Origin of the sequence: Rhizobium sp. YTU87027, from assembly GCF_050644135.1 — a bacterium.
Lineage (GTDB): Bacteria > Pseudomonadota > Alphaproteobacteria > Rhizobiales > Rhizobiaceae > Rhizobium.
Genome location: NZ_CP098441.1, coordinates 1,609,556 through 1,635,412, shown reverse-complemented (window position 1 = coordinate 1,635,412; position 25,857 = coordinate 1,609,556). Strand labels below are relative to the sequence as shown.

The following is a 25,857-nucleotide window of genomic DNA, read 5'->3' as shown; positions in this document are numbered from 1 at the left end:
CATATCGCGCCGAACCACGAAAGTTTCAGATAGTTCCCGCTTCGACGTGGCGGCTCCTCTCTTCTGTCTGCGCTCGATCGCGCGACGGCGCGCGCATCTGATGCATTCCTGGATGCTTGACGGGCATGACGGAATTCTCCCCTTTGATATCGGCGGCGCGAACATCAGAGCTGGTGTTGTCGAGAGAGATCCGGACCTGTCGAAAGGGCGTGTCTGGAAGTCGCATCTCTGGCGCTATGCCGACCCGACGAGCCGCAAAGAGGCCGTCGCGAATTAATTAAAGAAAAAAGTTGAGGCATTAAGGGCCAGCCATCATGAGGACGGCGATGCCCGTTGGCCTCGATTTCTGCGGGCAGCTGCCGGTCGAGTTTGCCGTGGCCTGGGCGAAAAACGCTTGGAACCAATACGAGCGCCTATTCGTTGGAACGTGTCGAATATCTTTGAGAACGATGGAGTCGAAAATGCTCTACTACGCGCTGGTGTTTTTGATCGTCGCCCTGATCGCTGGTGTCCTCGGATTTGGCGGGATAGCAGGGGCTTCCGCGTCGATCGCGCAGATTTTGTTCTTTATCTTCCTGGCTCTTTTCGTCATTTCGCTCGTGATGCGAGTGGCCAGACGCTAAAGTGTGTTGGTGCGCATTCGACGGAAGGCTTCGCATGGCCAGGCCTTCCGTCAGGTTGTGGACCCTCGCTCATATTGATCAGGGCGTTGATCAAGGCAAACAGGTTCTTGATGCGATGGTTCATCTCTCGAAGGAGCAGAATGGGCGCTCGCGTTCGCGCCTGCGTATCCATCGCTGGTCCTTTAGTGCCGACGTGTCATTGAACACCTGAAAGCGATCGATGTTCCAGACGAAGCGGTCGGGCGCGTTCGTCTTTGGCTAGTCAGGAGCGACACGATAGGCGACAAAGCTGGTGACAGTCATCGGCAACGTCCTGTACAGATGCGTCAAGCTGCCGGACCGCATCTTTTGGCCTTCTCGATCGGCCCAAGCAATTATGGATTTTGCAATGTTCAAACCTTGGAAGTGCCGAGTCGGCCTGCTCGCACGGCCTCTGCTAGACGCTTTCTCATTTCTAAGAAGAAATCTTTGGGAACGTTTCCGTAGTCACAGCGAGAGGGATCGTTTGGCAATGGCTTGATACGGTCTGAAGGCCACTCAAATCGGTTGACCTCACTCAGTCGAACGTAATTGATGTCCTCATCCAAGCCCATGGCCTTGCAGACATCTTCAGGCACCTGCAACGATTGGTCTTCTTCCCCAATATCTGGGTACGAATGTGTAATTGGAACAACCGTGACCATACCTGTCTCACTTGAGGCCAAGACGATGGCGCAGGGGCGTTCTTTCTTGAAGTTGTCTTTGTACCAAGTGTAATCGAACCGGATCACGAGACCCGGCGTAGGCTCTGGCAGTTTCACTTAGAGATCACGCCATACTCTGCGTTCTCGATCTCAGTGAGAAGCTCGTCATCGATCTCGCTCACATGAAGCACCTGCACCTCACGTCGCTTGAGACGGTTGAAATGTTCAAGCTCGTCAGCGCTGATGTAGGCACCCACGACTCGGTTATGCGACGTGACTTCAATCACCCCGGCCTTATGTACCATTTCGCGAACTTGTCCAAAGCGACGAGAGAAATCCGATGCGGGGATTTGAAGTGCTGCACCCATAACCTATCTCCTTTATTGATACGCAAATTACGTATTTTGCGTAAAATGTCAATGCCGAAGAGTACACGGTGGTTCCCAAGCTGCGATTTCATGGAGCAGGAGCCACCGCAATAAGCTTTGTGGCAACTGCTCCAAAATGCCGGAAAAAGCCCAGCGTCGAAAGCCGTGCGCGCAGGAAACTGCCAAAGGATTGGCCCAAGCTTCGGTCCGAGACGCAAGAGGCCCGAGGCAAAGAAATTCGCAAGCGGTGTTTCGATATCGGCAAGTCTTCTCATGTGGGTAATGTAGCGCGAACCGTTTTTCGCGAAAACGAAATCGTCCGGTGCCGCCTGCCGCCAGCTTTCGAAAACGCCAGTGCGCTGTAGCCCGTAAAACGTGCCGTTGATTTCTATCGAAGCAAATTGCCGCGACGCATAGGCGAGCTCGCGCTTCTCGGTTAAGCTGCTGGGATAAAAGACGCCACGCCAGGGTCGATAGGTCCATCCGGAGATCCCGATCCTGATCGTGCCTGATGTTGCCATGCGATAGGAACTGCAAGGCAGACGGCTTGTTCCGCGCTCTCTTGTGCTGCCCGTCACGCGCCTTCATGCCTTCGGGCACATAGGCCGAGCGCGTGGTCCAATGTCTCATCCGTCAGGAACATTGAGGACATCAACGCGTTAGAGGTGAAGATTTTCCACTTTATCAGCAGTTTAGTCTGCCACGGGATCTGGCGCCCAGATGAGGCTGATCACGCATGACTTCGGAGATCGACGACGTTCAGCTAGAAGGCATCGCCGAAAAAGCGGCCTTTCTGATCAATGGCAGTTGCTACTTCTCGCAACTTGCAGGCGCGTTGCGCCGAGCACAAAGGAGGATATGGATCGTCGGATGGGACTTCAATCCGGATATCCTCCTCGAACCGGAGAGATCCAGGCAGACGCTTGGAGAGCTGCTGGAAAAGTGTGCGCGGGCCAATCCCGACCTCGAGATCAAAATTCTGGTTTGGGCTCTCGGCCCGGTCTATTCGGGAAAGTCGCTCAACCTCGTCACCAAGGCGAAATTCCCCCAAAGTGGCCGCATCGATCTGCGTTTTGCCTTTCAACCTGCCATGCGTGGCTGTCATCATCAAAAGCTCGTTTGTGTCGACGAAATCGCGGCATTCATTGGTGGAATTGACCTTACCTCGCGGCGCTGGGACACGTGTCGTCACAAAATGCGGGACCGGCTGCGGTGCGATCCGGCAGGCGTGGCCTACGAACCCCTGCACGATTTGCAGGTCATGGTGAGTGGTCACGCCGCGGCTCTCATATCAAGAGTGGCGAGACAGCGATGGCGCGAGGCGACAGGGCAAACATACGAGGCCTTGCCGATGCAGAGCGCCCCCGACTGGCTGGATGGCCCTGCTGTAGTGCTGCGCAATGTGCCGGTCAGGCTTGCATTGAGCAAGCCGGCAACGCTGTTCAAGGCCGGCCTGCAGCAGGGCATTCGCTTGACGAGAAAGATGATCGCCACAGCGCAGCGGCAGCTCTATATCGAGACTCAGTATCTGGCATCGTTCAATGTCGCCGAAGCCCTTGCTGCGCGCCTGCAGGAGCCGAATGGGCCCGAAATCGTCATTATCTGCACCGCCACGTCTCATGGATGGATCGAAAACGCAATCATGGGCCGCAACCGTGACAGGATCATTCAGCGCCTTCATCGTGCTGACCGAAACAAGAGGCTGCGTATATTCCATCCGATCGTTCGCGAGGGTTGCGAGCATGCAGAATTGCTCGTGCATTCGAAACTCCAGATCGCTGACGACAAACTCCTGCGTATCGGGTCGTCCAATCTCAATCATCGCTCGGAAGGTCTCGATACCGAATGCGATATTGTTTTTGAAGCATCCTGCTGCGACCATCGCCTGGCGATTGTCCGATTGCGCAATTTGCTGGTGGCCGAATATCTCGGCTGCAGTGCCGACGCCGTCAAAGACGTGATCCACCGGAAGCGCTCCCTGATTGGCGCGATCGACGAGCTCAACGTCAAACCCAGGTCTCTACGATCGTTTGTCCCGACAGATGAGAAGGATGGGCCGGTTTTCGCGACAGCCATCGTCGATCCTTCCGGCCCGTTTGGACAATCGATGCGCGCCTTTTGCCATCGCCTCCTTCGAGGCGCTTTACTGTTTCTTCCGCTCTCAAGAAGCGATCGCAGGACAAACTGCAGTGGACGCGAGCTGATTGAGAAAACAGGCAAAGCGAAATGCCATCAAGGCAGCGATTGACGCGTTATCGGGCGCGAAGAGGTAATGACAGCGCAATCAGGAACGCTTCGTGTCAACAAGGGCGTGCGCATGACAGGCCCTGGACTGCAAAGCATGGCGGTGCCCGCCGGAGAGCCGCTGACGAGGAGCGGCATGGGACCGATGTGACGTTGTGAGGATCGTCGCGGAACGATTGGAGGCCTGCCGTGTTCCTTGCTCATGGGCGAGCAAAAAGCGATCAGAATCCTGAGCTACAATGTGCATAGCTGTGTCGGCACTGATCGCAGGATCGACCCCAGCCGAATCGCGGCAGTCATCGCCGATGCCAGGCCCGACATCGTGGCCCTACAGGAAATTGATGTTGGCCGCCGCAGAACCGGCGGCGTCGATCAGGGAGCCATCATCGCCTCATTGCTTAAAATGGATGCCCACTTCAATCCGGCATTGACGATTGCCGAAGAGCAATATGGTGATGCTATCATAACGGCTTTGCCAGCACGCCCGGTGAAGGCCGGCCCCTTGCCTTCGCTTGGCGAAGCGCGTGGCGCGCTTTCCGTCGAAGTGATGGTCGCCAATCGAAACCTGCTCGTTGTCAATACTCATCTCGGGCTTCGGCGGCGCGACCGTGCCCAGCAGATGAGCGCTCTTCTCGGTCCGGCCTGGCTGGGACGGGATGGCTACAATCCAGCCTCAGCCATCCTGTGCGGCGATTTCAATGCGGTTCCCTCGTCAGCCACCTACCGTCTTGCGGCGCGGCTTCTGCAGGATGCGCAACTTGCCTGCAATCAGACTGCAAGAGCGACCTTTCCGTCGCGCTTTCCTCTCATGCGGCTTGACCACATCTTCGTCAGCCTTGACCTTGCGGTCACCACCTCACGCGTCATTCGCAACCGCGCCACGAGCCTGGCATCGGATCATCTTCCGCTTGTTGCCGATATCGAATTTGACGACAGCTAAGGCTCTTTGCCGAAACCCAGTGCGTCGGTGGCGTTGTCGCCAGCGATGAAGAGCCATGTTGGTTTCATCCCTTTCAGCGCGCGCCATCAAAAACGGATGGCGTCATTGACCTTAGCCAAGGACGGAGAAGATCGACGAGGTCCTGCAGCTGCGGTCATCTTTCTGGCCGCGTGCCCTTTTGCGCTTTCGTTCCCGGAGGCTTCACAAGCGCGCCGGATGCTGATTAAGGCCCTGCCATAAACCGAGATGACTTGACCGCTTTTTGCTGGAGCATGATCCAAAAGGCGATGGCAGGGCATTCAATATGCCACCATGCGTCCGGTCGGGAACTCAGGCGCTCACCACCGCCTTGTAAAGCCCGATAACACTTCGCTTGTTGGCCCACCAAGGAAGGGAAGCCATCATCCTGCGGGAAAGAGCCGCCAGCATAAGCACTCCTTTTGCAGGCGTAGGGAACCGAAGTGGGCTGTCATGGGTTCGTAATCTTGTCGCTGGCGAGGATATGATCATGGCAGGAAAATCGGAGCACGCATTCGAGAAGGGGGGGCACAAAGGTCCGGCCGGCGGGTGGGGTTCGGCAAAGGCGGTCGGGGAAATCCTGCTTCGCGAACATATACTTCTGGCGGGACCATCGTTGCTTGCCCATCAAAACAAGCCAGACGGATATATGTGCGTGAGTTGCGCATGGGCAAAGCCCGCCAAGCCGCATCCATTGGAATTTTGCGAGAACGGTGCCAAGGCCACCAGCTGGGAGATTACGAACCGTCGCGCGGACCGGGCATTTTTTGACGCACATCGGCTCGTCGAACTGGAAGGCTGGAGCGACCACGATCTCGAAGAGCAGGGCCGACTGACCGAGCCCATGCGGTGGGATGCGACGACCGACAAATATATGCCGGTCGCGTGGCAGGCGGCTTTCGAGGAAATTGGTCGCGAGTTGCGCGCGCTTTCACCGGAAAACGTCGACTTCTACACCTCCGGACGCGCCTCGCTTGAAACAGCCTACATGTACCAGCTATTCGCTCGAATCTACGGCAGCAATCATCTGCCCGATTCTTCCAACATGTGCCATGAGAGCACGTCTGTCGGATTGCCGGAAAGTATTGGCGCTTCAATCGGAACGGCCATTTTGTCCGATTTCCAAAACTGCGATTGCATCTTCTACCTCGCGCAGAATGTCGGCACATCCTCACCGCGCTTGCTGCACGACCTGCAAGATGCCGTCGACCGAGGGGTCAAGATTGTCACGTTCAATCTTCTTCGCGAACCGGGGCTCGAGCGGTTTGTCAATCCGCAGGCGCCCGGACAGATGCTCACGGGCAAGCAGACACCAATTTCCTCGCAATATTGCCAGGTTAAAAACGGCGGCGACATCGCTGCTCTTTTTGGCGTGTGCAAGGCGCTGATCGAGGCCGACGACGCTCTCAAGGCCTCGGGCGTGAGCAAAGTTACCGGAACCGATGCAACACCTGCCGACGTTTCCGACGCTGCAACCATTGCCTTTGCCACGGCGATAGCGGCGGCAGACAGGAAACGCGTGCTCGATCACGACTTCATCGAGACGCACACGGCCGGGTACGAGGAATTTGCGTCCGCGGCCCGCAATTACGACTGGGATGAACTGGAGCGCATATCGGGCCTTACACGCGATCAGATGACGGAGGCGGCGCGCACCTATGCCAAGTCTGACGCCGTGCTGATGGTCTATGGCATGGGTTTGACCCAGCAGATCATGGGCGTCCAGAACGTGCAGATGGTTGCCAACCTGGCTCTTCTGCGCGGCAACATTGGAAAGCCTGGCGCCAATATCTGCGCCGTGCGCGGCCATTCGAACGTGCAGGGGCAGCGGACTGTCGGCATCACCGAAAAGCCCGGTCTCGTCCCCTTGGACAAGCTGGCTGAGCTTTACCGGTTCACCCCCCCGCAATGGACAGGTCATACGACCGTCGACACCTGCAGGGCGATACTGGCGGGTGAGGCGCGCGCGTTCATCGGCCTCGGCGGAAATTTCCTGCGCGCGATCCCCGAAACCGAGGCTGTCGAAAAAGCCTGGCGAAACCTGCGCCTGACCGTTCAGATCGCTACCAAACTCAATCGCACGCACGTTGTTCATGGCGAGGTTGCCTACCTGCTGCCCTGCCTCGGGCGCATCGAGATAGACGAACAGGCAAGTGGCCAGCAAGCGGTGTCGACGGAAAGTTCCATTGCCCATTTTCATGGGTCGCGAGGCAGAGCCAAACCGGCAAGCCCAGAGCTGTTGTCCGAACCCGCCATCATAGCTGGCATGGCCGCGGCGACGCTGACGAAAGGGGTCGTGCCATGGGACAGCTGGGTCGCGGACTATTCCAAGATCCGCGACGCGATCGAACGAACCTATCCGGAAACATTCAAGGATTTCAACAAGCGCCTCTTTCAGCCCGGCGGTATCGCAAGGCCGTTGCCGGCGCGCGAGCGCAAGTGGGTCACGGCCAACGGCAAGGCCAATTTCATTACGCCCGACCGGCTGTTTCCGGATTTTGCAATTGCCGCGCCGATGAGCGATGTTCTGCATCTCGCCACACTGCGTTCGAACGACCAGTTCAATACGACGATCTACGGTTACAACGATCGTTACCGTGGCGTAGAAGGCACCAGACGGGTCATCCTGATGAATGCCGGCGACATTGCCCGCCTTGGCCTTCACGATGGTCAGATGGTCGAACTTTCGACCGCAATCGCTGCGGAGACGAAGCGGAGGTTATCAGGCTTCCAGGTCGTGGCCTATGACATTCCCGAGGGATGTTGCGGCGCCTATTATCCGGAAACCAATCCGTTGTTTCCGCTTGATCATCATGACGCCAAGTCAAAGTGTCCGTCATACAAGCTGCTGCCCGTCCGGGTGATCGCATCCGGCGCTGCGGTCCGCCATTGAGGCGCGTTCATGGGCATGGCGCGAACAGGTCAAAAAGCCTTTGGAAGAATTCTCTTGGCGGCATTTTTTTTCCCAGGGTTGTTGCTGGCTCTCGGCTTGGCGGCCTGGATGGGAAGCTTGAGAGGCGCGCGCCAGTACCGCACCGATCCTCCGGTGGCATCAGGCCTTCAGGCATTGCGCATCATGCCCGGCGGTATCGAGGGTACGCCACCAGAAGTCTATTTTGCCCTCGGCAAGCCTTACGCGCACAATGCCTATGATCTGAGCCAGGGAAAACGGCTCTATTCCTGGTTCGGCTGCCCGTCTTGCCATGGCGATGGGCGAGGTGCGAGTGGCCCTTCCTTTCTCGACGGCTGGTGGCTTTACGGTCCCGGCATTACCTCGATTGTTGCCTCGATCCGCGATGGCCGGCCGCATGGCATGCCAGCCTTTCGCGATAAGATGAGCATCGATCAAATCTGGCAGCTGGCGGGCTATATCCAGACGATCGGCGCTTACTCGGCAAGGATGGGCGCACCCGGCCGCAACGACGACAGTCACACCCGGCCGGCCGAAAATCGCGCGCCCGCATCGATCCTTTTCGACGAGCGGCCGGTCGGCGCCAACCCGCAGCAAGGACCGACGCCTTGAGAAGCACCGCTTATGCGACCCTGGTTTGTCTGACCGCCCCCTTGGCGGGATGCAATTCGATGCAGTCGGCTCTCAACGCACAGGCCGAGCCTGCTGTCCACCTCAAGCATTTGATCATTGCAATGGTGATCGTCTGCGCGGTTACCTGGACAATGGTGATGGTCGTGCTTGGTTGGGCTTTGCTGCGGACGGGCGGGCCACCGGAGGAAGGCCGTCCGGCACGGGAACGCGAGATGAGCCAAGCTGTGGTGTCTGCGATTGCCGCGACCGCTTTCGTCATCGCTGGGTTGACGATCGCAAGCTTTTATACAAGCCGGAGTCTGAACCACCAGAGACATGCCGCCCTTGTCGTCAAGGTGCGCGCGCAGCAGTGGTGGTGGCAATTCATCTATGACGACGGTGATAGGGGCAAGACATTCCAGACCGCCAACGAGCTACATGTACCCGTCGGCGTCGACATTCGCCTCGAACTCGAGGCGGCAGATGTCATACACTCCTTCTGGGTGCCCAGTCTGATGGGCAAGCGCGACCTCGTTCCCGGCCGGCAGAACCAATTGATCCTTCGTGCCGACCGACCCGGTATCTATCGCGGCCAATGTGCGGAATTCTGCGGCCTTCAACACGCACACATGGCGCTGTTCGTCATTGCCGAAGACGGCGCAAGCTTTGAACGCTGGGCGTCTGGCCAGCGCGCCGATGCCTTGCTGCCGACCGAGAGCGAGGCTGTCGACGGCAAGGCGGTCTTCATGGTCAGGCCTTGCGCTGCTTGCCACAGTATTCGCGGCACCGAAGCAACCGGAACGGCCGGTCCCGACTTGACCCATGTGGCCAGCCGGCGGACGATTGCAGCCGGCCTCATCGACAATACGCGCGGCACGCTTGCCGCCTGGATAGCCGATCCCCAGACGCTGAAGCCGGGAAACAACATGCCGATGGTTCCACTTTCCAGCGACCAGCTAAGGCAGCTTGCCGCCTACATGGATAGCCTGAAATGAACGGCGAAACGATCGAGCAGGACATAGAAGGTCTGGACGAGCTCGAACGCTGCCTTGCCAGGACCTGGGAGACGCCGCGCAGCCCATGGGGTGTCTTGACGACGGTCGATCACAAGATCATCGGCCGGCGCTATATCACCACGGCCTTCTTCTTTCTGATGCTGGGCGGAGTGCTTGCTCTTGCCATGCGCCTGCAACTGGCCCAACCGGAGGCACGTTTTATCGGTCCTGACCGCTACAATCAGATCTTCACCATGCACGGATCGACAATGATGTTCCTTTTTGCCGTTCCGGTCATGGAGGCCATGGGGGTCTATCTCGTGCCGCTGATGGTCGGAACACGCAACATCGCCTTCCCGCGCCTGAACGCCTTTTCCTACTGGATCTTTCTGGCCGGTGGCTTGCTGCTGTGGATCGCCTTCGCGCTCGACGCGGCACCCGACGTCGGATGGTTTGCTTATGTACCTCTTTCCGGCCCGGAATTCGGCGCCGGAAAGCGGGCGGACATTTGGGCTCAGATGATCACGTTCACCGAGCTTTCGGCCCTGGCCGTCGCAGTGGAGATCGTGGTCACCGTGTTCAAGCAGCGCGCCCCTGGCATGTCGCTCGATCGCATCCCGGTATTCGTCTGGGCAATGCTGGTGACCTCCTTCATCATTATCATGGCGATGCCGGCAATCATGCTCGCAAGCTCGTCGCTGATACTCGATCGCCTGGTCGGCACGCATTTTTTTAATCCGGCCGAGGGCGGTGACGCGCTGCTATGGCAGCATCTGTTCTGGTTCTTTGGTCACCCGGAGGTCTACATCATCTTTCTTCCGGCCGTCGGAATGGTTTCGGCGATCGTGTCAACCTTCGCGCAACGACCCCTGTTTGGATATCTCCTTGTGGTCATGGCGCTCATCGCCACCGGTGTGTTGGCCTTCGGCCTTTGGGTGCACCACATGTTCGTCGTCGGCCTGCCGCAGGTCGGCGAAAGTTTCTTTACCGCCTCCAGCATGGCAATTGCCATTCCGGCCGGCGTCCAGATCTTCTGCTGGCTTGCCACTCTCTGGGACGGGCGGCTGCAATTCAAGACGCCGCTGCTGTTTGTCGCAGGCTTCATCATCACCTTCGTCATCGGTGGCCTGACCGGCGTCATGGTCGCTTCCGTGCCGGTCGATGCGCAGGTGCACGATACATATTTCGTGGTGGCGCACTTTCATTACGTGCTCATCGGCGGCGCGGTCTTTCCTCTACTCGGAGCGATTTACTACTGGTTTCCCAAAATGACCGGGCGCCTGATGAGCGAAACGCTCGGCCGCTTCGCATTTGGGCTGATCTTTGCCGGCTTCAACATGACCTTCTTTCCGATGCACATTCTCGGTCTTGAGGGAATGCCGCGGCGCATTTATACCTACCAGCCCGACACGCCGTGGGCGGGCATGAACCTTTTTGTCAGCGCAAGTGCCATCATCCTTGCATTGGGCTTTGTCATTTTCTTCATTGACGTGTTTCGCAGCGCGCGATCAGGAAAACCCGCCGGTGCCAATCCCTGGCAGGCCGCGACGCTCGAATGGGCGACCTCCTCACCCCCGCCGGCTTTCAATTTCGCCCGCATCCCCGTGGTAACAGACCGGGAGCCACTCTGGAGCGATCGTGACGAGCTGCCGGTGTCGAGCGGGCTTCGCAGCGATCGGCGCGAACTCATCGTCAGCAGCCTCGTCGATGCGCAGGCACAGGTGCGAGAATCATCGCCCAGAAATTCGATATGGCCGCTTCTCGCCGCCATCGCCACGACCGCCATGCTCATTTGGTCGATATTCTCCCCCTGGGCCGTCGTGTGGGGATCGATCCCGATCGCCGTTGCGCTGATCGCGTGGTTCTGGCCCAAGCAAGTGCCGGAGGACGAGTCGTGAAGGAGCGCGTTGTCCTCGATGTTTCCAGACTTCCGCTTAATGGCATGGGCACGGCAAGCCTCACCTGGTGGGGAACCTGCGCATTCATGCTGATCGAGGGATCCGGCTTCGGGCTGTCTATTGCCGTCTATTTTTACCTGATGAGCATCGCCACGACCTGGCCGACTGATGCACCTGCGCCCGGTCTTTGGCCTGGAACGCTGCTGACGCTCATGTTGTTGGCAAGCGTTTTTCCGAATGTCGTCCTGTCGCGCCTGGCCCGCAGGCGGGATCTAAAGCGCGTGCGCATCGGACTGCTCGTCATGTCGGTGCTTGGAACGTTGCCGTTGATAGCCCGGTTCTTCGAGTTCACGGTGCTTGCGGTGTGGTGGGACGACAATGCCTATGGCTCGATCATCTGGGTCATGCTTGGCCTTCATACGACGCATATACTGACCGACCTCATCGATACCCTGGTTTTGACTTGCCTGATGTTTTCCCGTCATGCCGATAACCCGCGCCGTTACGGCGACGTTGAGGACAACGCGCTTTATTGGAACTTTGTCGTGGTCGCCTGGATTCCCTTATACCTGTGCATTTACTGGGTGCCACGGCTATGATGATGACGGCGAAATATGCCGGTCTGGTCCTCGCGCCTGCGATATGGGCCATTAACACGCAGCTTGGTCTGGTTCTGCCCTACGCCGACTGCGGCACCGAAATGTCGTCGACACTCTTGGTTTGCGCGGCTGCGATCCTGCTGGCAGTCGGCAGCGCCTTGATCTCGTATGCCGGGAGGGTATCGGCTGGCGCCCGCACGACGCTTTTTCTATGCGATCTCAGCACTCTGACCGCGCTGATCTTCGCTTTTGCGCTCATTCTGCAGGGGGTCGGCTCATGGCTTGTCAATGGCTGCCAACACTAGGAACGGCACTCCTGCTTTCGGGCGCTGCCAGGACAGCTTCGGCACATGGGATCGCCAGCCACGGCCTTGAACCCGCATGGACCTTCGATCCATTCATTGCAACGCCGGTCTGCGTGGTCGGCCTGCTTTATGCGCACGGCTTCTTGCTCGTATGGCGGCGGGCGCGGCGAGGGAGGCGCGCCATGCTGGTGCGGGCAACATATTTTGGGACCGGCTGGATTGCCCTTGCTGGCGCGCTGATTTCTCCGTTGCATTGGCTAGGCGAGCATCTTTTCTGCGCACATATGGTCGAGCACGAGATACTGATGACGATTGCCGCACCCATGATCGTGCTGGCGCGCCCGGCGGGCGTGTTGCTGTGGGGCCTGCCGACCCCTCTCAGGCGGACCACCGGAAGGATGATGAAAGCCGATGCCGTTCAAATGACCTGGACATGGGCGAGTGCCGGCCTGAACGCCACGCTGATGCACGGGGTTGCCATCTGGGTCTGGCATGCGCCGGTCCTGTTCGATGCGGCGGTGACAAATGTCGCGCTGCATCGCTTGCAGCATTTCAGCTTCTTTTTGAGCGCCATCCTCTTCTGGTGGGCGATATGCTGGGGAAGCAATTACGGTGCCGCTCTCTGGCATCTCATCATCACGATGTTGCATACCTTGGCTCTCGGCGCGCTGATGACGCTTGCTCCGAGGGTCCTTTATTTCGCCCAGACGCGCGTCGCCCAGGCATGGCATTTGACGCCGCTGGAGGATCAGCAATTGGCCGGCGTGATCATGTGGGTGCCGGCGGGAACCGTTTATGCCGGCGCCGCATTGATGATGGCGGCGTTGTGGATCTCCGCTTCCGGCAGAGGGAACAACGATGTCCAGCGTCTCCTTCCTTGAGAAATATGGCGCACTCTGGATGGCGGCCGCACTTGTTGCCGCGGTTGCGGCCTTTGCTGCCGGTGCCCTGATCAAGGACGCCAGGCAGCGCAACGATGTGGCGCGTGACCTGACGGGGGGCGATCCGTCAAAAGCCGCACCCATCTTTCGCCGCTATGGCTGCACGGGCTGCCACGTGATCCCGGGCATTGCCGGTGCGGATGGGAAGGTCGCAGCCCCTTTGTCCGGCATCCGGCAGCGCGTCTATATTGCCGGGGTCGTCGACAACAATGCCGACAATCTCGTTCAATGGATCGTTTCGCCGCAAGCTTTCAGCCCCAGGACGGCGATGCCAAGCACTGGGATCACGCAACAGGAGGCGCGCGATCTGGCGGCCTATCTCTACGCGCATTGAAGCGTCTCAGGGATGGGGCACCGGACTGGGCGCAAGCGATTTGATATAGCGCGCAATCGCATTACGATCGCTTTGCGGCAGCGTGGCGGTATTGGCGACGACATCCGCCATGGTGGACCCGACGCGGCCGTGACCCGGTGTATTGCCGCTTCGCAGCATTTCGGAAATATCGGCCTCGGACCAGGTCCCGATCCTTGCTGGCGTGATGTTAGGGACGAAGCCAATATTCTCGGGATCGACTCCACCGGCAAACCGCGTCGTGGGTTTGATGGCGCCGAACATGTTGCGGGAGGAATGGCATTCGGCGCAATGGCCGATCGTCTCCACCAGATACGCCCCCCGGTCCAGCACGGTGTCACCAGTTGCATGCCCCTGCGAATAGCCCTCACGAAAGAACAGCAATTTCCAAAAGCCGAGGAGGCGGCGGACGCGAAACAGAACGAACAGGTCGTGCGGAGGCGGGCGGCCGGAAACAGCAGGTAGCGTTTTGAGATAAGCCCAAAGGTCGTTTATATCGGTGAGCCGCATTGCGGTGAAGCTGGTATAGGGAAAGACGGGATAATAGTGTTTCCCTCGTGGCGAGACGCCGCCCAACATTGCATTTGCGAAATCGGAGTTGCTCCACGCGCCGATGCCGTCGATCTGATCCGACGATATGTTGGGTGCGCGAAACGTCCCGAAGGCTGAAGCCAGCGCCAGACCTCCGCCCAGATGCAGGTGGTCCTGTTGCCCGGGAGTGGCGTGGCAAGAAGCGCAGTCGCCCGCAGCAAAAAGCAGTTTGCCCCTTGCTTGATCGCCTTTGCGCTGCAGACGGTGATCATCTGCGGCAATTGGCGCGACAGGCTTCGTCATCAGCCAGATCGTCGCGAACGCAAATACTGCCGCGACGAAAAGCCAAATCAGAATGCGCTCAGACGGACGTGCCGGTGCCATCGAGATCTCCAACGAAAGAATGCAAGCCCCAGGACCGCTCCAATCGGCGGTTTTTCGCTGAATTCGACACTGAGTTGACCAGCATTGGTGTCGATCCCGGCACCGGTCAGGGCAGGGGCCGCATGGTCCGCGTTCCTGCGGATGTCTTCACTATCTCCTCCTGGCGATTTCGACCCTTGGGGGTGCCAAGTTCAGCCCACGTCTAACGGCGCCGGGCCGGGGTTGTTCCGGACGGCCTCGATGATGAAGAAGCTGGCGGCACGACCTCTTTGGCAGCTGACAACAGGGCTCGGCAGGTAAGTCATGGACGAAGTCGATCAAGACAAAGATGTCATGGCTCAAGGAACATTCCCTCAGGTTCATTGTTCGGGCCGGTCGAAACACTCAGAAATCCAAGGGCCTCAGGTGAGTCATGGCGCTTATTCTTGTTAGGGGTGGCTGCGGCTTTATCGGCCGCCATCTCGCTGAGGAACTTTTCGCAAACGAGCATGACCTGCGCGTGCTCGACGCGCTTTTCGATCTGGTCTATGCCGGTTCCGACCTCAACCCAGTCGGTTCGACCAGCGCTCTGCGGGCGATCCGACCGACCGGTTCATTCCGAACAAGGCGGCAATGGAGCCATGGTGCGCAGCTCGGGTTTGTCGCTCTGAAGGATCCAGAGCCGGAGGTCTATCTCCTTGCGCGCGATGAGCCTCATTGGGCTGTGGAAAGCCCGCCTGCCATTGCGAGCAGCAGATGAGCGTGGAGACGGGAGTATTGCGATCACGAAACCAGCTGGAGACGACCACAAGGGCTGACGTAAACACAGGCTTGAAGCGCAGCCTCGAGGAATGCGTCACGGGCAATATCGCAGTTCGATCGTCCTTCGGCGGCTGCGAGGCATATCGTCAAGGCATCCCGGTAAGCTTCGTCTTGCTCAGCCGGCCATTCTCCCAACAGACACGCGACCGCCTCGGTATTGCTGGCGATGACACGATATTGGCCGACACCGTGCAATTCGACAACAACCGGATTTTGCCAAGGTCGATCGTTGGACATCGTCATCTTCTCCGCCCGACGAACGCACCGCAGGCGCGTATGTTCCCTGTGTTGCCGTGCAAAGCGCCTTGCCACGAAAGCTGCAGCGACTGCGAAGAGCCATTCTGCCGGCAGGCTGTTCACCCCCGCCAAAACTCAACCATCAAGGCACATGCAGGTGCAGTCAGGATTTCCATCATGAAACTCCTGGTATTCGCATTATTACTCGTCACCATGGTCTCCTGCTCGGATGAACAGCAAGAAAGCGACCGAAAGTTTCGCTCGGTCCTGTCCTGGAGCGCTACGGCTGCCATGATCCTCGAGGCAAGGCAGAAATCGATTGTCCCGGAAGGCTTCACAAGACTTTCGCTCAAACGATGCAGGACGGAGATAGACAATATTGCGCAACAGCTGACGAAAACCGCCTCGCAGGATTTGAGCGTGCAGATCGCGGGGCTGAACAAGGTTATCGCGACCGCTTTAGAAGACGTCGAAAGCGGTCGCAACCAGGATGCTGCAAGGCAGTTGGAAAACGTGAGACGCATGCAGCAGGCTCTCAAAGCCCGGTCCGGAGCATCCAAATGAAGAGGATGTTGCAGATCGCCCTGGGTATTGTCACCAGCGTTGGCGGCTTTCTTGAAACGGGAAACATCGCGACGGCAAGCCAGGCGGGTGCGGCTTACGGCTTTGGTCTGCTTTGGGCGTTCATTGTCGGCACAATATGCACGATTTTCCTGGTTGAGATGTCCGGGCGGTTTGCGATCGCCAGCCGCTACACGATCATGGACGGCATCCGTCACCGCTTCGGCTCCAATGTCTTTCTTCTGACGCTTGCAATTGCCGTCCTGGTAAATCTGATGGTTCTGAGCGCGGAGATCGGCGGGATTTCCCTGGCACTACAGTTTGTCACTGGCATCAGTTTTCAGTGGTGGGCGCTGCCAGTTGCCCTTGCGGTCTGGCTCTCCTGTGGCGGGGTACGTTCGGCCTCATCGAAAACGGCATTTCGCTCCTCGGGTTGTTGGCGATCTGTTTCGTCGTCGCGCTGTTCTTCATGGATACACCTTGGTATCAGATCGCAACGCAATTGGTGCCCACCTCGTCGATCCAGGACCCGCTGCATTACGGCTTCATCGCAACGAGCATTCTCGGCGCGGTTATTTCGCCATATTTGTTCTGCTTCTATTCCTCAGGAGCAATCGAGGAGGGGTGGGATAAGAGTTATTTGGGTCCCAATCGCGCAATCGCCACTCTCGGAATGACCTTCGGCGCCATCATTTCGGCAGCGATCCTGATTTTGGCGGCGATGATTTATCCACCAAATGGCATAGAAAACGTGGAGGGCTACGAGCAGATCGCCATGATCCTTACGCCCGCATTTGGCAAATGGGGCTTTTACCTGTTTGCCGCCTCGCTCGGCATAACATGCTTCGGAGCCGCGCTCGAGGTGAGCCTTGCGCAAGCCTATATCGTCGCTCAGGGTTTCGGATGGAACTGGTCGGAAAACGCAAAGCCTCAGCACAATCCCGCCTTCAGCCTTGTCTACACGGCCTCGCTGACAATAGCGCTCGTACCCATGCTTGCCGGAATAGATCCGCTGAGGATCACCATTTTTTCAATGGCAATCACCGCCCTCAGCCTTCCCTTCGGCGCAGTGCCGTTCCTCGTTCTCATGAACGATCCGATCTATGTGGGTGAACACCGCAACGGGTGGGTCGCAAACGCAGCGGTGCTCCTTATCATCGCCCTGGCATTCATCCTTTCGATCGTGACCATCCCCTTACAGATTTTCGGAGGTTGAAAATGAACCTCATTCGCGACGTCCTCGACAAACAGGTAATCGATCGAAATGGATCCCGGATAGGAAAGGTCGATGGACTGATCCTCTCGGTGGCGGATGAAGAGCCCCCGAAGGTCGCCTTTATCGAAATGGGAACGCCAACCCTTTTGCGCCGGTTGAGCCGGAACCTTTACGACTGGCTGCCTTCAGGCATGAACCGGTCGCCGCCCTATCGGATACCCTGGTTCAAGGTTGAAGACGTGGGCGTCGATGTGAAGGTCGATGTCGATGGCACCGGCACTCCACTGGAACGAGGTCAGGAGTGGCTGAGGCGGCATGTTCTGCGCTATTTCCCGGGGGGGCGATCATGAGGGAAGTGCACCTCGAATTGCTTCTTGGAAAGCAGGTCTATGACCAAAACGATCAACCGATCGGCCGGCTTGAGGAAGTCAAGGCGGAGGAGCGAGGGTCGGACGTGGTGGTAAGCGAATATCATATCGGCGCCCTCGGTTTGGCCGAGCGGCTCGGCGCGTGGGTGATCGTGCGTGCCCTGTTGCGACCGCTGGGGCTAAAGAAGGAGATTAAGATGCACATCGTTCCATGGCACGACATGGATCTGAGGGACCTCGATCACCTGAAGCTGCGCGCGCCTTCTGACAAATTCGCACGCAAACCCTGAACGAACAACGTCACATCGGCACAATGCCCGTTCTCCCAGCCACTTGGCCATTCGTCCAGATCGGACTGAATGGCGGGTTTGAGCTTCCGGTCTCAGTCCGATTTACGCCGCCAAGATCGTTATGGCAATTGTCTTGTAGCTGGCGCCAACTGAGGAGAAGGTGACGCGAGCGGCCCCACCGACTGCCTTGCGGAATTGGCACGAAAAGGCAATCGACGACCCAGTGCCGGTGCCCGTCGACGGTCGACCGCGGAGCCTGTCCGGCATCGCTGTTTAGCGCTTGCTCATGGGCCAATCTAGGGTCATTGTGATGGAGATTCATCCTGGCAGTGTGCCAAGACGAGAGTCGGCCCTGCACGCTCAATCTCGACCGCTGCAGTGCCGATGCGAACTCGACTTCAAAGCCATTGTCGTGGTGACGTTTCTTGACTGATCCATGCGGCAAGGAGATTGCCGATGTCTACGTCTCATGGCGAGCATCTGTTGCAACCGGGCGAGCGAGCGCCGAATTTTGTGCTCAATGCAATCTCGCGCCGAGGCAAGGTCGCACTTGATGACTTTTACGGACGCAGCCCGTTATTGATCGGTCTGTTTCGAGGCTTGCACTGCCCATTTTGCCGCCGCCATATCGCGGCAATGGCCCAGCTTAACCCGCTGCTGCGCGAGAAAGGCATCGAATCCCTGGTTGTGGTAAGCACCCCCGTCGAACGCGCACGGCTCTATTTCCAGTACAAACCGATCCCCAATCTTCTGGCAGCATCCGACCCGGAAAGGGCCTCGCATCGTGCCTTCGGCCTGCCCATCGTCGAGTTCACGCATGATGAGACCAACTGGCCGCACAAGGTAGGAATGGACGTGGTCATGGCAATGCGGGTCGATCGACCTGGAGAGCTCCCCGAACCGATGGCCCCGCCCATAGCCGGCGATCTCCTCGACAAGATGGACCCGTACGACATCACAGAAGCCGATCGGAAGGTGAGCCTTGCCGGACGCATGCAGCTTATCGGTCACTTTCTGCTCGACCGGGAAGGTGTTGTCCGCTGGCGCTTCACGGAAGTCGAAGACGAGGGACGAAATGTGTGCCGCGCGCTCGACCCCGAAGAATTGCTGTCGATCGCTTCCCAAATTGCACATTAACAGCGACGAACCGGAATTGATGCCGCCTAAGTCGTCTGCTGCTTTGCGCCCATTGCGCGGCCATTGCAGCGGGCGGGCTTTGTGACCCGATGTTCCAGGCTAAGCCGCTGTGCCGCAGCAAGCAACGTGAGAGATCGACCCCAAACATGCAACTTGCCGGCAGCGCTCCATCCGAACCACAACGGAAGAGGCCCGACACAGCCCGAAGGATAAGGGCCAGCTTCAAGAGGCCGCCGTAAGATGAGACCACCCGCGCCGAGCATGAGCCACGCATGGCCAATCCTAAAGCAATCCGGACGTCCGTTTGACCTTGGGGGCGGGTCCTTCGCCTTGCAAACATGCGGATTAGGTCTGCTGATTGAGCACTGGGCAAGCGCCGCAGATCACATCAGCAGTCCGTGCAGGACGAGATCAATATGCGCCTTTATATAGCTCGTCTTGTCCAGAGTTCGCCGCTCATCGAAAAGAAGCTTGAAGAACAGGAAGGCAATGGCTGGCCCCACGACTGCATCGGAGAATGCGGCTGGCGCCGGTCGAAACTCGCCAAGTCTTACACCGTCATCGATGAGGGACTGCATCTGTCGCTCGAGAGGATCGATAAATTCATCGTGATGTCTATCGACGATCTGGGGGAAGCGCGAACCTTCGGCGATGACGAATCTTATCAGTTCGCGCAATTTGCGATCCTTGATCATGAGATCGTAGATCAGCCCTATGTGCTTCTGAAGCCGGTCCGTCGCGGTCCCTTCCAGCTTGTTTGCAGTCGCCAAAAGGTCTTCGAAGGGCACTGAAATATGCCGGATCATTGCTTCGAAGAGCTGCTCCTTGGTCTCGAAGTAGACATATATGGTTCCTTTCGTCACTCCGATTCTAGCGGCGATATCTTCCACTCGCGTGGCGACGTAGCCGCGGTCGACGAACTCTTCGAACGCTGCATCCAAGATCTGAACAGGGCGGCGGGCCTTCTGCTCCGCACGCGTCAGCTTTTTCATGTCAGGCATGTCTCACCTTGAGCGTTGTTCGTGGCTTGCCGTCAAGACAATTTCTATTGACTAATGGGTTAGTCAATATTAGTCGTCTGCCGAAGAGATGCAAGAGGTCATTTCATGAGAACTATCCTTGTTGTCGCCTGGCTGGGCGTCAGCGCAGCTTTCCTTGTCGCATGCGAGAAGCAGGCCGCGGGTGAGGCGAAGCCGAAAAGCGTGGAGACGGTCATTGTGAAGGCAATGCCGGTCGTCGAAACCAATACCATCACGGGAGAGGTCAGCGCACGCGTCGAGAGCGACCTCTCCTTTCGGGTCAGCGGGCGTATCGTGGAGCGTCTTGTCGACGTCGGGGCGCCCGTAAAGGCGGGTCAGGTGCTGGCGCGCATGGACGCCGAGGAGCAAAGGGCCGACCTCGATGTGGCCAAGGCGACCCTGCAGTCGGCCCTTGCCCAGCAAACGCAGGCCCAGCTGGCGTTCGACCGCCAGCAGAGCCTTTTCAGGACGCAGGTTTCGACGCGCGCTGCGCTCGATCAGGCGCAGGAGGCGCTTTTGACAGCTCAGGGCAGCGTGAAATCGGCGCAGGCCGGGCTCGATACGGCGCAAGACGCGCTTTCCTATACGGAACTGCGCGCCGATTCCGACGGTGTGATCACTGCCCGAAACGCTGAGGTCGGCCAGGTTGCGCAGGCAGCGCAGCTGATATTTACGCTGGCGCATGACGGCCCCCGTGATGCGGTCTTCAACGTCTTTGAATCCCTCTATCTCGGGCGCAGGCTTGAAAGCAAAGTTGGGGTCAGCCTGCTTGCGGCATCGTCGCACAAGACAGAAGCACCCGTGCGCGAAATCTCGCCGACGATCGAGCCGTCGACCGGAACGATCAGGGTCAAGGTGGGTCTGGAAGATGCCCCGGACATGCAGCTTGGCGCTCCGATCGTCGGCTCCTTCCGCTCGGTCGCAGAAAACGCAATCGAATTGCCGTGGTCGGCAATGGCTTCGAAGAGCGGCCAGCCAGCCGTCTGGATCGTCGACCCCACATCCTCAAGCGTGTCCATGCGACCAATCGATGTGTCCAGTTACGAAACCGGTGGTTTTCAAGTGCGCGCAGGTGTGGCTCCAGGCGACGTCGTCGTGGTCGAAGGCACGAAATTCTTGAGGCCGGGCGAGGTGGTTTCTTACGAAAAGGGAGCTGCGAAATGAGCATGCGTTCGACATCTGGCCTGTTGCTCCTTGCATCGTTGCTGCTTTCGTCTTGTCAGAAGCAGGAGGAAGTGCGAGCGGAGCCGCCACGCCCGGTACTTTCCATTGTCGCCAAATCCACCGCCGCCTCGTCTCTAAGCCTGCCAGGCACCGTCGCGGCCAAGATCGAAACTCAGCTCGGATTTCGCGTGCTCGGACGGGTGATCGCCCGCAAGGTCAGCGTCGGCGACATCGTCAAGAAGGGTGATGTCGTTGCTGCCATCGATCCACTTTCGCTGGAGCTTGCGGTCAAGACCGCGCAGTCCGAACTGTCAAACGCGCAGGCCCAGCTCGCAAACGCAGTCTCCACGGAAGAGCGCCAGCGATCGCTCGCCGAAACCAAATCCGGAAGCGAGGCCGCCTTCGAGGAGGCCGAACTCGGACGCAAAAGTGCCGCTGCTGCGGTTGCCAAGGCGCAAGCCAATCTGGACAAGGCCGAGGAGCAACTGGGCTATACGCAGCTTCGCGCAGAATTCGATGGCGTCGTGACGGCAACGTCGGCGGAAGTGGGCCAGGTTGTGGCTGCCGGCCAGAGCGTTGCCACCATTGCCCGTCCCGATCAGCGGGAAGCGGTGATCGACATACCGGTTGCAAGCTTCGACGGTCTCAAGGTGGGTTCACCCTTCGAGATTGCTCTGCAGTTGGATCCAACCATTCGCACGAGCGGCATCATCAGAGAGATCGCACCGGAAGCCGAGGCGACAACTCGCACGCGCCGCACGAAGATAACGCTCATCGATCCGCCGTCCGCGTTTCGCCTCGGCTCGGTCGTCACCGCAATCGCAACTGTCGTTAATCAGCCGATGATTCTGCTCCCGTCCTCATCCGTGCTGATGAAGGACGGAAAGGCGAATGTCTGGGTGGTCGACGCTGCTGCCGCCAAGGTTTCCATTCGCGAAATCAAGATCGATGCGGACACCGTCGAGGCGGACGCCGTCCGGGTCGCCGAGGGCGTCAAGCCAGGCGAGCGCGTTGTCGTCGCCGGCGTTCACAAGCTTATTGATGGCCAGGCCGTCAGGGTAGAGTAGGGGAATACCTCGTGAAAAAATTCAATCTTTCCGACTGGGCGCTTAAGCACCGTTCGCTCGTCTGGTACTTCATGATCGTCTTCATTCTGGCCGGCGCGTTTTCCTATATCGGGCTCGGCCGCGAGGAGGATCCGGCGTTCACCATCAAGACCATGATCATTCAGGCACAGTGGCCGGGTGCGTCGGCCGAGGAGGTGACCAAGCAAGTAACGGACCGCATCGAAAAGAAACTCGAGGAACTGGAATCGCTGGATTACACGAAGAGCCAGACGGTCGCCGGGCAAACGACGATTTTCGTCGAACTTCTGCCGACGACCAAGGCCAGGGATGTGAATGCCATCTGGATGCGCGTCCGCAACATGATTGGCGACATCAAGGGAGACTTCCCGAGCGGCGTTGTGGGGCCATTTTTCAACGATCGCTTCGGCGACGTCTTTGGCAACATCTACGCCTTTACCAGCGACGGACTGACGCAGCGCCAGCTTCGTGACCTTGTCGAGGATGCGCGCGCAAAAGTACTGACGGTTCCGAATGTCGGCAAGGTCGACATTATCGGTGCGCAGGATGAGGCCATCTATCTCGAATTCTCCACACGAAAGATCGCAGCGCTCGGGATCAACCAACAGTCCGTGATCGAGACGCTTCAGGCGCAGAACGCCGTGACGCAATCGGGCTTCGTCGAGGCCGGTCCCGAACGCATCGCCTTGCGGGTGAGCGGTCAGTTCACATCCGAGGAAAGCCTCAAATCGATCAATCTTCGTGTCAACGACCGCTTCTTCCCGCTGACCGATGTCGCGACCATCAAGCGCGGCTACGTCGATCCGCCCTCATCGCTGTTCCGCTACAACGGTCAGCCGGCGATCGGTCTTGCCATCGGCATGAAGACCGGCGCAAACCTCTTGGAGTTCGGTGAAGCGCTCGACAAGGAAATTGAGCACATCACTGCGGATCTTCCCGTCGGCGTAGACGTCGAACGCGTGTCTGACCAGCCCGCCGTGGTAGATGAGGCCGTCTCGGGCTTCACGCGCGCGCTGTTCGAGGCGATTGTCATCGTGCTGGCGATCAGCTTCATCAGCCTCGGCGTCCGGGCCGGGCTGGTGGTTGCCATCTCCATCCCTCTCGTGCTGGCGATCACCTTCCTCGTCATGGCCTATTCAGGCATTTCGATGCAGCGTATTTCGCTGGGAGCGCTGATCATCGCCCTTGGCCTTCTGGTCGACGATGCGATGATTGCCGTGGAAATGATGGTTGCCCGCCTCGAGGTCGGCGACGATCTCAAAAAGGCGGCAACATACGTCTATACCTCGACCGCCTTCCCGATGCTGACGGGCACGCTGGTGACGGTGGCGGGATTCATCCCAGTTGGCCTCAACAGCAGCGCGGCCGGCGAATTCACCTTCACCCTGTTCGTGGTGATTGCGGTCTCACTCCTGGTTTCATGGATTGTCGCGGTGCTGTTCACGCCGCTCTTGGGCGTGACGATCCTCCCGAAGACCATGAAGTCGCATCATGAGCAGAAGGGTCGTTTCGCACGGGCCTTCGCATGGCTCCTGGGTGTGGCCATGCGCTGGCGCTGGATTACGATTGGCGCGACTGTCGCGACCTTCGCCGTTTCTATTGCTGGCATGAGCCTGGTGCAACAGCAGTTCTTTCCTTCCTCCGACAGGCCGGAACTCATCGTCGACTGGAACCTGCCGCAGAACAGCTCGATCTCGGAAACGAACAAGCAGATGGCGAGGTTCGAACGGGAGATGCTTGCCAACAACAAGGACATCGAGCACTGGACGAGCTATGTCGGACAGGGCGCTCCCCGCTTCATCCTGTCGTTCGACGTTCAAACGCCGGACGTCTCGTTCGGTCAAACCGTTATCGTCACCAAGGGGCTTGACGTTCGCGACAAGGTCAAAACCGAGTTGCAGGACTATCTGACGAAAACCTTCCCCGGCACCGATGCATTCGTAAAGCTGCTCGACATCGGGCCTCCTGTTGGCAAGCCGGTGCAATACCGCATTAGCGGACCGGATATCCAGAAGGTCCGGGACATTGCCCAACAATTTGCCGGCATTGTCGGACAGCACCCTCTGCTATCCAACATGACATTCGACTGGAATGAGCCGTCGCGTGTCGTAAAGGTCGATGTCCTTCAGGACAAGGCGCGGCAACTGGGGGTCTCCTCGCAGGACATCGCAACTGCCCTGAACAGCATCGTCGAGGGATCGGCGGCCACGCAAATCCGGGACAACATCTATCTGGTCGACGTGATCGGCCGGGCCCAAACGTCCGAGCGGGGTTCGATCGATACCCTGCAGAACCTTCAGCTTGCCGGCTCCAATGGCAAGTCCGTGCCGTTGTCTGCGATTGCGAACTTCCACTACGAACTGGAGCAGCCGACGATATGGCGTCGCACACGCATACCGACCATTACCATCAAGGCTGCGGTCGCAGGACCGACGCAGCCGGCAACCATCGTCACGGAATTGCAGCCGAAAGTCGATGAATTCCGCAAGAACCTTCCGGCCGGCTATCACGTCGTCAACGGCGGCGCGGTCGAGGAAAGTGCGAAGGCGCAGGGGCCGATTGCCGCCGTTGCACCGCTGATGCTGTTCGTCATGGCGACGATCCTGATGATCCAGCTACAGAGTTTCAGCAGGCTCTTCCTGGTCTTTGCCGTTGCACCTCTGGCATTGATCGGTGTGGTGGCGGCCTTGTTGCTCAGCAATGCTCCATTGGGCTTCGTCGCGATCCTGGGTGTGCTGGCGCTGATCGGCATCCTGATCCGCAACTCCGTGATCCTCATCGTTCAGATCGAACAGCTTCGAAGCGAGGGTGTGCCACCATGGCAAGCCGTCATCGAAGCGACGGAGCATCGCATGCGTCCGATCATGCTGACGGCGGCTGCAGCAACACTTGCGCTCATCCCGATCTCCAGAGAAATTTTCTGGGGCCCGATGGCCTATGCGATGATGGGCGGCATTGTCGTCGGCACGGTTCTGACCCTTCTCTTTCTGCCCGCCCTCTATGTGGCGTGGTTCAAAATCCCGAAGGAGGCCGAACCGGAAAAGCGGCAACCGGCAGAGGCTGTCGCACATGCTTGAGTGCTGGGGCGACTGCAGCGGTCGCCCCTTGCGTCGCCTTCGCCGACGCGCGGCGGGTCTCCTTTTGTGAGATTCAAGACACCGGATTTAAGGTCGCTTGACCAATCGCTTGCTGAGGCGAACGGGATAGAAAGTACGCCATCGATCCGGCTTCGACAGCAACCTCGCACGGGAGGCGGTCGAGAACGGATCGCGCCTTTTGTCACCTCCGATATCGCAGAACCCGTGCGGTCGCCGGCAGGGGAACATACCACCCGACCTTGTCTGGAAGATTTTCGGTCTGGAAGAGTTTCGGATCACCGCCCGGAAAGACCGGGCCTGCGCGATGCCGGTTTGCCATTGACGCCGGGGAAATCGGCAGCCCGGAAGAAACTACTTTGAGATAAGGATCGTCACGGCATCGACCCGACAACCGGGGCCTGACGTCCTCGAGCGATTGTCCAGCGCTCGCCGGCTGAAGGCGAATGCCGAGAAGGAAAAAGGCCGGAACGAATCCCC

23 protein-coding genes and 3 pseudogenes are annotated in these 25,857 nt (G+C 58.6%); 21 read left to right on the top strand and 5 right to left on the bottom strand.

All coding sequences use genetic code 11. The features are described 5' to 3' along the window. Positions 1-91: 91 nt before the first annotated feature. Both NBG89_RS26720 and NBG89_RS26715 read left to right on the top strand, forming a co-directional pair. Positions 92-262 (top strand): annotated as a pseudogene (locus tag NBG89_RS26720) (ROK family protein); the annotation flags it as partial. A gap of 199 nt (positions 263-461) precedes the next feature. Further along, positions 462-623: a DUF1328 domain-containing protein gene (locus NBG89_RS26715; RefSeq protein WP_007535621.1), complete on the top strand. Its 162-nt coding sequence runs from the start codon at positions 462-464 to the stop codon at positions 621-623. 392 nt (positions 624-1,015) lie between these two features. On the opposite strand, the gene NBG89_RS26710 is transcribed toward NBG89_RS26715, so the two are convergent. The 3 genes and pseudogenes from NBG89_RS26710 to NBG89_RS26700 all read right to left on the bottom strand — a co-directional run. Further along, positions 1,016-1,423 (bottom strand): hypothetical protein, encoded by a 408-nt coding sequence (locus NBG89_RS26710; protein ID WP_431323303.1) that lies wholly within the window; start codon positions 1,421-1,423, stop codon positions 1,016-1,018. Continuing rightward, positions 1,420-1,611: a hypothetical protein gene (locus NBG89_RS26705; protein ID WP_431323302.1), complete on the bottom strand. Its 192-nt coding sequence runs from the start codon at positions 1,609-1,611 to the stop codon at positions 1,420-1,422. Before NBG89_RS26705 ends, NBG89_RS26710 begins: the two co-directional genes overlap by 4 nt. Positions 1,612-1,805: 194 nt before the next feature. Beyond that, positions 1,806-2,195: pseudogene (locus NBG89_RS26700) on the bottom strand (DUF72 domain-containing protein); the annotation flags it as partial. A 215-nt stretch (positions 2,196-2,410) separates the two neighbouring features. Here NBG89_RS26700 and NBG89_RS26695 point away from each other — a divergent pair. The 10 genes from NBG89_RS26695 (at position 2,411) to NBG89_RS26650 (ending at position 13,471) form a co-directional block, all read left to right on the top strand. After that, positions 2,411-3,922: a phospholipase D-like domain-containing protein gene (locus NBG89_RS26695; RefSeq protein ID WP_431323301.1), complete on the top strand. Its 1,512-nt coding sequence runs from the start codon at positions 2,411-2,413 to the stop codon at positions 3,920-3,922. A 198-nt stretch (positions 3,923-4,120) separates the two neighbouring features. Next, positions 4,121-4,858 carry an endonuclease/exonuclease/phosphatase family protein gene (locus tag NBG89_RS26690; RefSeq protein WP_431323300.1) on the top strand — a complete coding sequence of 246 codons (738 nt, stop codon included), beginning with the start codon at positions 4,121-4,123 and terminating at the stop codon, positions 4,856-4,858. 508 nt (positions 4,859-5,366) lie between these two features. Beyond that, on the top strand, positions 5,367-7,769 hold the full coding sequence (locus tag NBG89_RS26685; RefSeq protein ID WP_431323299.1) for an FdhF/YdeP family oxidoreductase: 2,403 nt from the start codon (positions 5,367-5,369) through the stop codon (positions 7,767-7,769). A 9-nt stretch (positions 7,770-7,778) separates the two neighbouring features. Beyond that, the gene (locus tag NBG89_RS26680; protein ID WP_431323298.1) at positions 7,779-8,399 is read left to right on the top strand and encodes a c-type cytochrome; all 621 of its coding nucleotides are present in this window, start codon (positions 7,779-7,781) and stop codon (positions 8,397-8,399) included. Positions 8,400-8,458: 59 nt separating this feature from the next. Further along, a complete protein-coding gene (gene coxB, locus NBG89_RS26675) occupies positions 8,459-9,394 on the top strand; it encodes a cytochrome c oxidase subunit II (protein WP_431323297.1) in 936 nt (311 codons plus the stop codon). Next, entirely contained in the window at positions 9,391-11,292 is a 1,902-nt protein-coding gene (ctaD, locus tag NBG89_RS26670) for a cytochrome c oxidase subunit I (protein WP_431323296.1), read from the top strand. Before coxB ends, ctaD begins: the two co-directional genes overlap by 4 nt. Beyond that, positions 11,289-11,891 carry a cytochrome c oxidase subunit 3 gene (locus NBG89_RS26665; protein WP_431323295.1) on the top strand — a complete coding sequence of 201 codons (603 nt, stop codon included), beginning with the start codon at positions 11,289-11,291 and terminating at the stop codon, positions 11,889-11,891. Before ctaD ends, NBG89_RS26665 begins: the two co-directional genes overlap by 4 nt. After that, positions 11,888-12,196 (top strand): hypothetical protein, encoded by a 309-nt coding sequence (locus tag NBG89_RS26660; RefSeq protein WP_431324607.1) that lies wholly within the window; start codon positions 11,888-11,890, stop codon positions 12,194-12,196. The genes NBG89_RS26665 and NBG89_RS26660 overlap by 4 nt, the downstream gene beginning before the upstream one ends. Beyond that, on the top strand, positions 12,103-13,077 hold the full coding sequence (locus NBG89_RS26655) for a cytochrome c oxidase assembly protein (protein WP_431323294.1): 975 nt from the start codon (positions 12,103-12,105) through the stop codon (positions 13,075-13,077). Before NBG89_RS26660 ends, NBG89_RS26655 begins: the two co-directional genes overlap by 94 nt. Further along, positions 13,055-13,471: a c-type cytochrome gene (locus tag NBG89_RS26650; RefSeq protein ID WP_431323293.1), complete on the top strand. Its 417-nt coding sequence runs from the start codon at positions 13,055-13,057 to the stop codon at positions 13,469-13,471. Before NBG89_RS26655 ends, NBG89_RS26650 begins: the two co-directional genes overlap by 23 nt. 6 nt (positions 13,472-13,477) lie before the next feature. On the opposite strand, the gene NBG89_RS26645 is transcribed toward NBG89_RS26650, so the two are convergent. Further along, the gene (locus NBG89_RS26645) at positions 13,478-14,404 is read right to left on the bottom strand and encodes a c-type cytochrome (protein WP_431323292.1); all 927 of its coding nucleotides are present in this window, start codon (positions 14,402-14,404) and stop codon (positions 13,478-13,480) included. Positions 14,405-14,816: 412 nt separating this feature from the next. Here NBG89_RS26645 and NBG89_RS26640 point away from each other — a divergent pair, with 412 nt between their 5' ends. The 6 genes and pseudogenes from NBG89_RS26640 to NBG89_RS26615 all read left to right on the top strand — a co-directional run bounded on the left by NBG89_RS26640 (position 14,817) and on the right by NBG89_RS26615 (position 19,014). Further along, positions 14,817-15,143, top strand: coding sequence for a hypothetical protein (locus NBG89_RS26640; protein ID WP_431323291.1), 327 nt, complete (start codon positions 14,817-14,819; stop codon positions 15,141-15,143). Then, positions 15,140-16,006 carry a hypothetical protein gene (locus NBG89_RS26635; protein ID WP_431323290.1) on the top strand — a complete coding sequence of 289 codons (867 nt, stop codon included), beginning with the start codon at positions 15,140-15,142 and terminating at the stop codon, positions 16,004-16,006. Before NBG89_RS26640 ends, NBG89_RS26635 begins: the two co-directional genes overlap by 4 nt. Continuing rightward, positions 16,003-17,219, top strand: a pseudogene (locus NBG89_RS26630) (Nramp family divalent metal transporter). Before NBG89_RS26635 ends, NBG89_RS26630 begins: the two are co-directional and overlap by 4 nt. Before the next feature lie 2 nt (positions 17,220-17,221). Further along, positions 17,222-17,569, top strand: coding sequence for a PRC-barrel domain-containing protein (locus tag NBG89_RS26625; RefSeq protein WP_431323289.1), 348 nt, complete (start codon positions 17,222-17,224; stop codon positions 17,567-17,569). Then, on the top strand, positions 17,566-17,877 hold the full coding sequence (locus tag NBG89_RS26620) for a PRC-barrel domain containing protein (RefSeq protein ID WP_431323288.1): 312 nt from the start codon (positions 17,566-17,568) through the stop codon (positions 17,875-17,877). The genes NBG89_RS26625 and NBG89_RS26620 overlap by 4 nt, the downstream gene beginning before the upstream one ends. Positions 17,878-18,333: 456 nt before the next feature. After that, positions 18,334-19,014 (top strand): redoxin family protein, encoded by a 681-nt coding sequence (locus NBG89_RS26615; protein ID WP_431323287.1) that lies wholly within the window; start codon positions 18,334-18,336, stop codon positions 19,012-19,014. Between the two features lie 383 nt (positions 19,015-19,397). On the opposite strand, the gene NBG89_RS26610 is transcribed toward NBG89_RS26615, so the two are convergent. Continuing rightward, positions 19,398-20,015, bottom strand: a complete 618-nt coding sequence (locus NBG89_RS26610) for a TetR/AcrR family transcriptional regulator (RefSeq protein ID WP_431323286.1) — start codon at positions 20,013-20,015, stop codon at positions 19,398-19,400. A 105-nt stretch (positions 20,016-20,120) separates the two neighbouring features. Between NBG89_RS26610 and NBG89_RS26605 the strand changes: the two genes are divergently transcribed. Genes NBG89_RS26605 through NBG89_RS26595 form a run of 3 tightly spaced genes read left to right on the top strand, consistent with a single transcriptional unit; the run spans position 20,121 to position 25,359 of the window. Further along, positions 20,121-21,197, top strand: a complete 1,077-nt coding sequence (locus NBG89_RS26605) for an efflux RND transporter periplasmic adaptor subunit (RefSeq protein ID WP_431323285.1) — start codon at positions 20,121-20,123, stop codon at positions 21,195-21,197. Further along, complete coding sequence (locus tag NBG89_RS26600; protein ID WP_431323284.1) at positions 21,194-22,264, top strand: efflux RND transporter periplasmic adaptor subunit; 1,071 nt, start codon at positions 21,194-21,196, stop codon at positions 22,262-22,264. The genes NBG89_RS26605 and NBG89_RS26600 overlap by 4 nt, the downstream gene beginning before the upstream one ends. Positions 22,265-22,275: 11 nt before the next feature. After that, positions 22,276-25,359 carry an efflux RND transporter permease subunit gene (locus NBG89_RS26595; protein ID WP_431323283.1) on the top strand — a complete coding sequence of 1,028 codons (3,084 nt, stop codon included), beginning with the start codon at positions 22,276-22,278 and terminating at the stop codon, positions 25,357-25,359. Positions 25,360-25,857 lie beyond the last annotated feature (498 nt).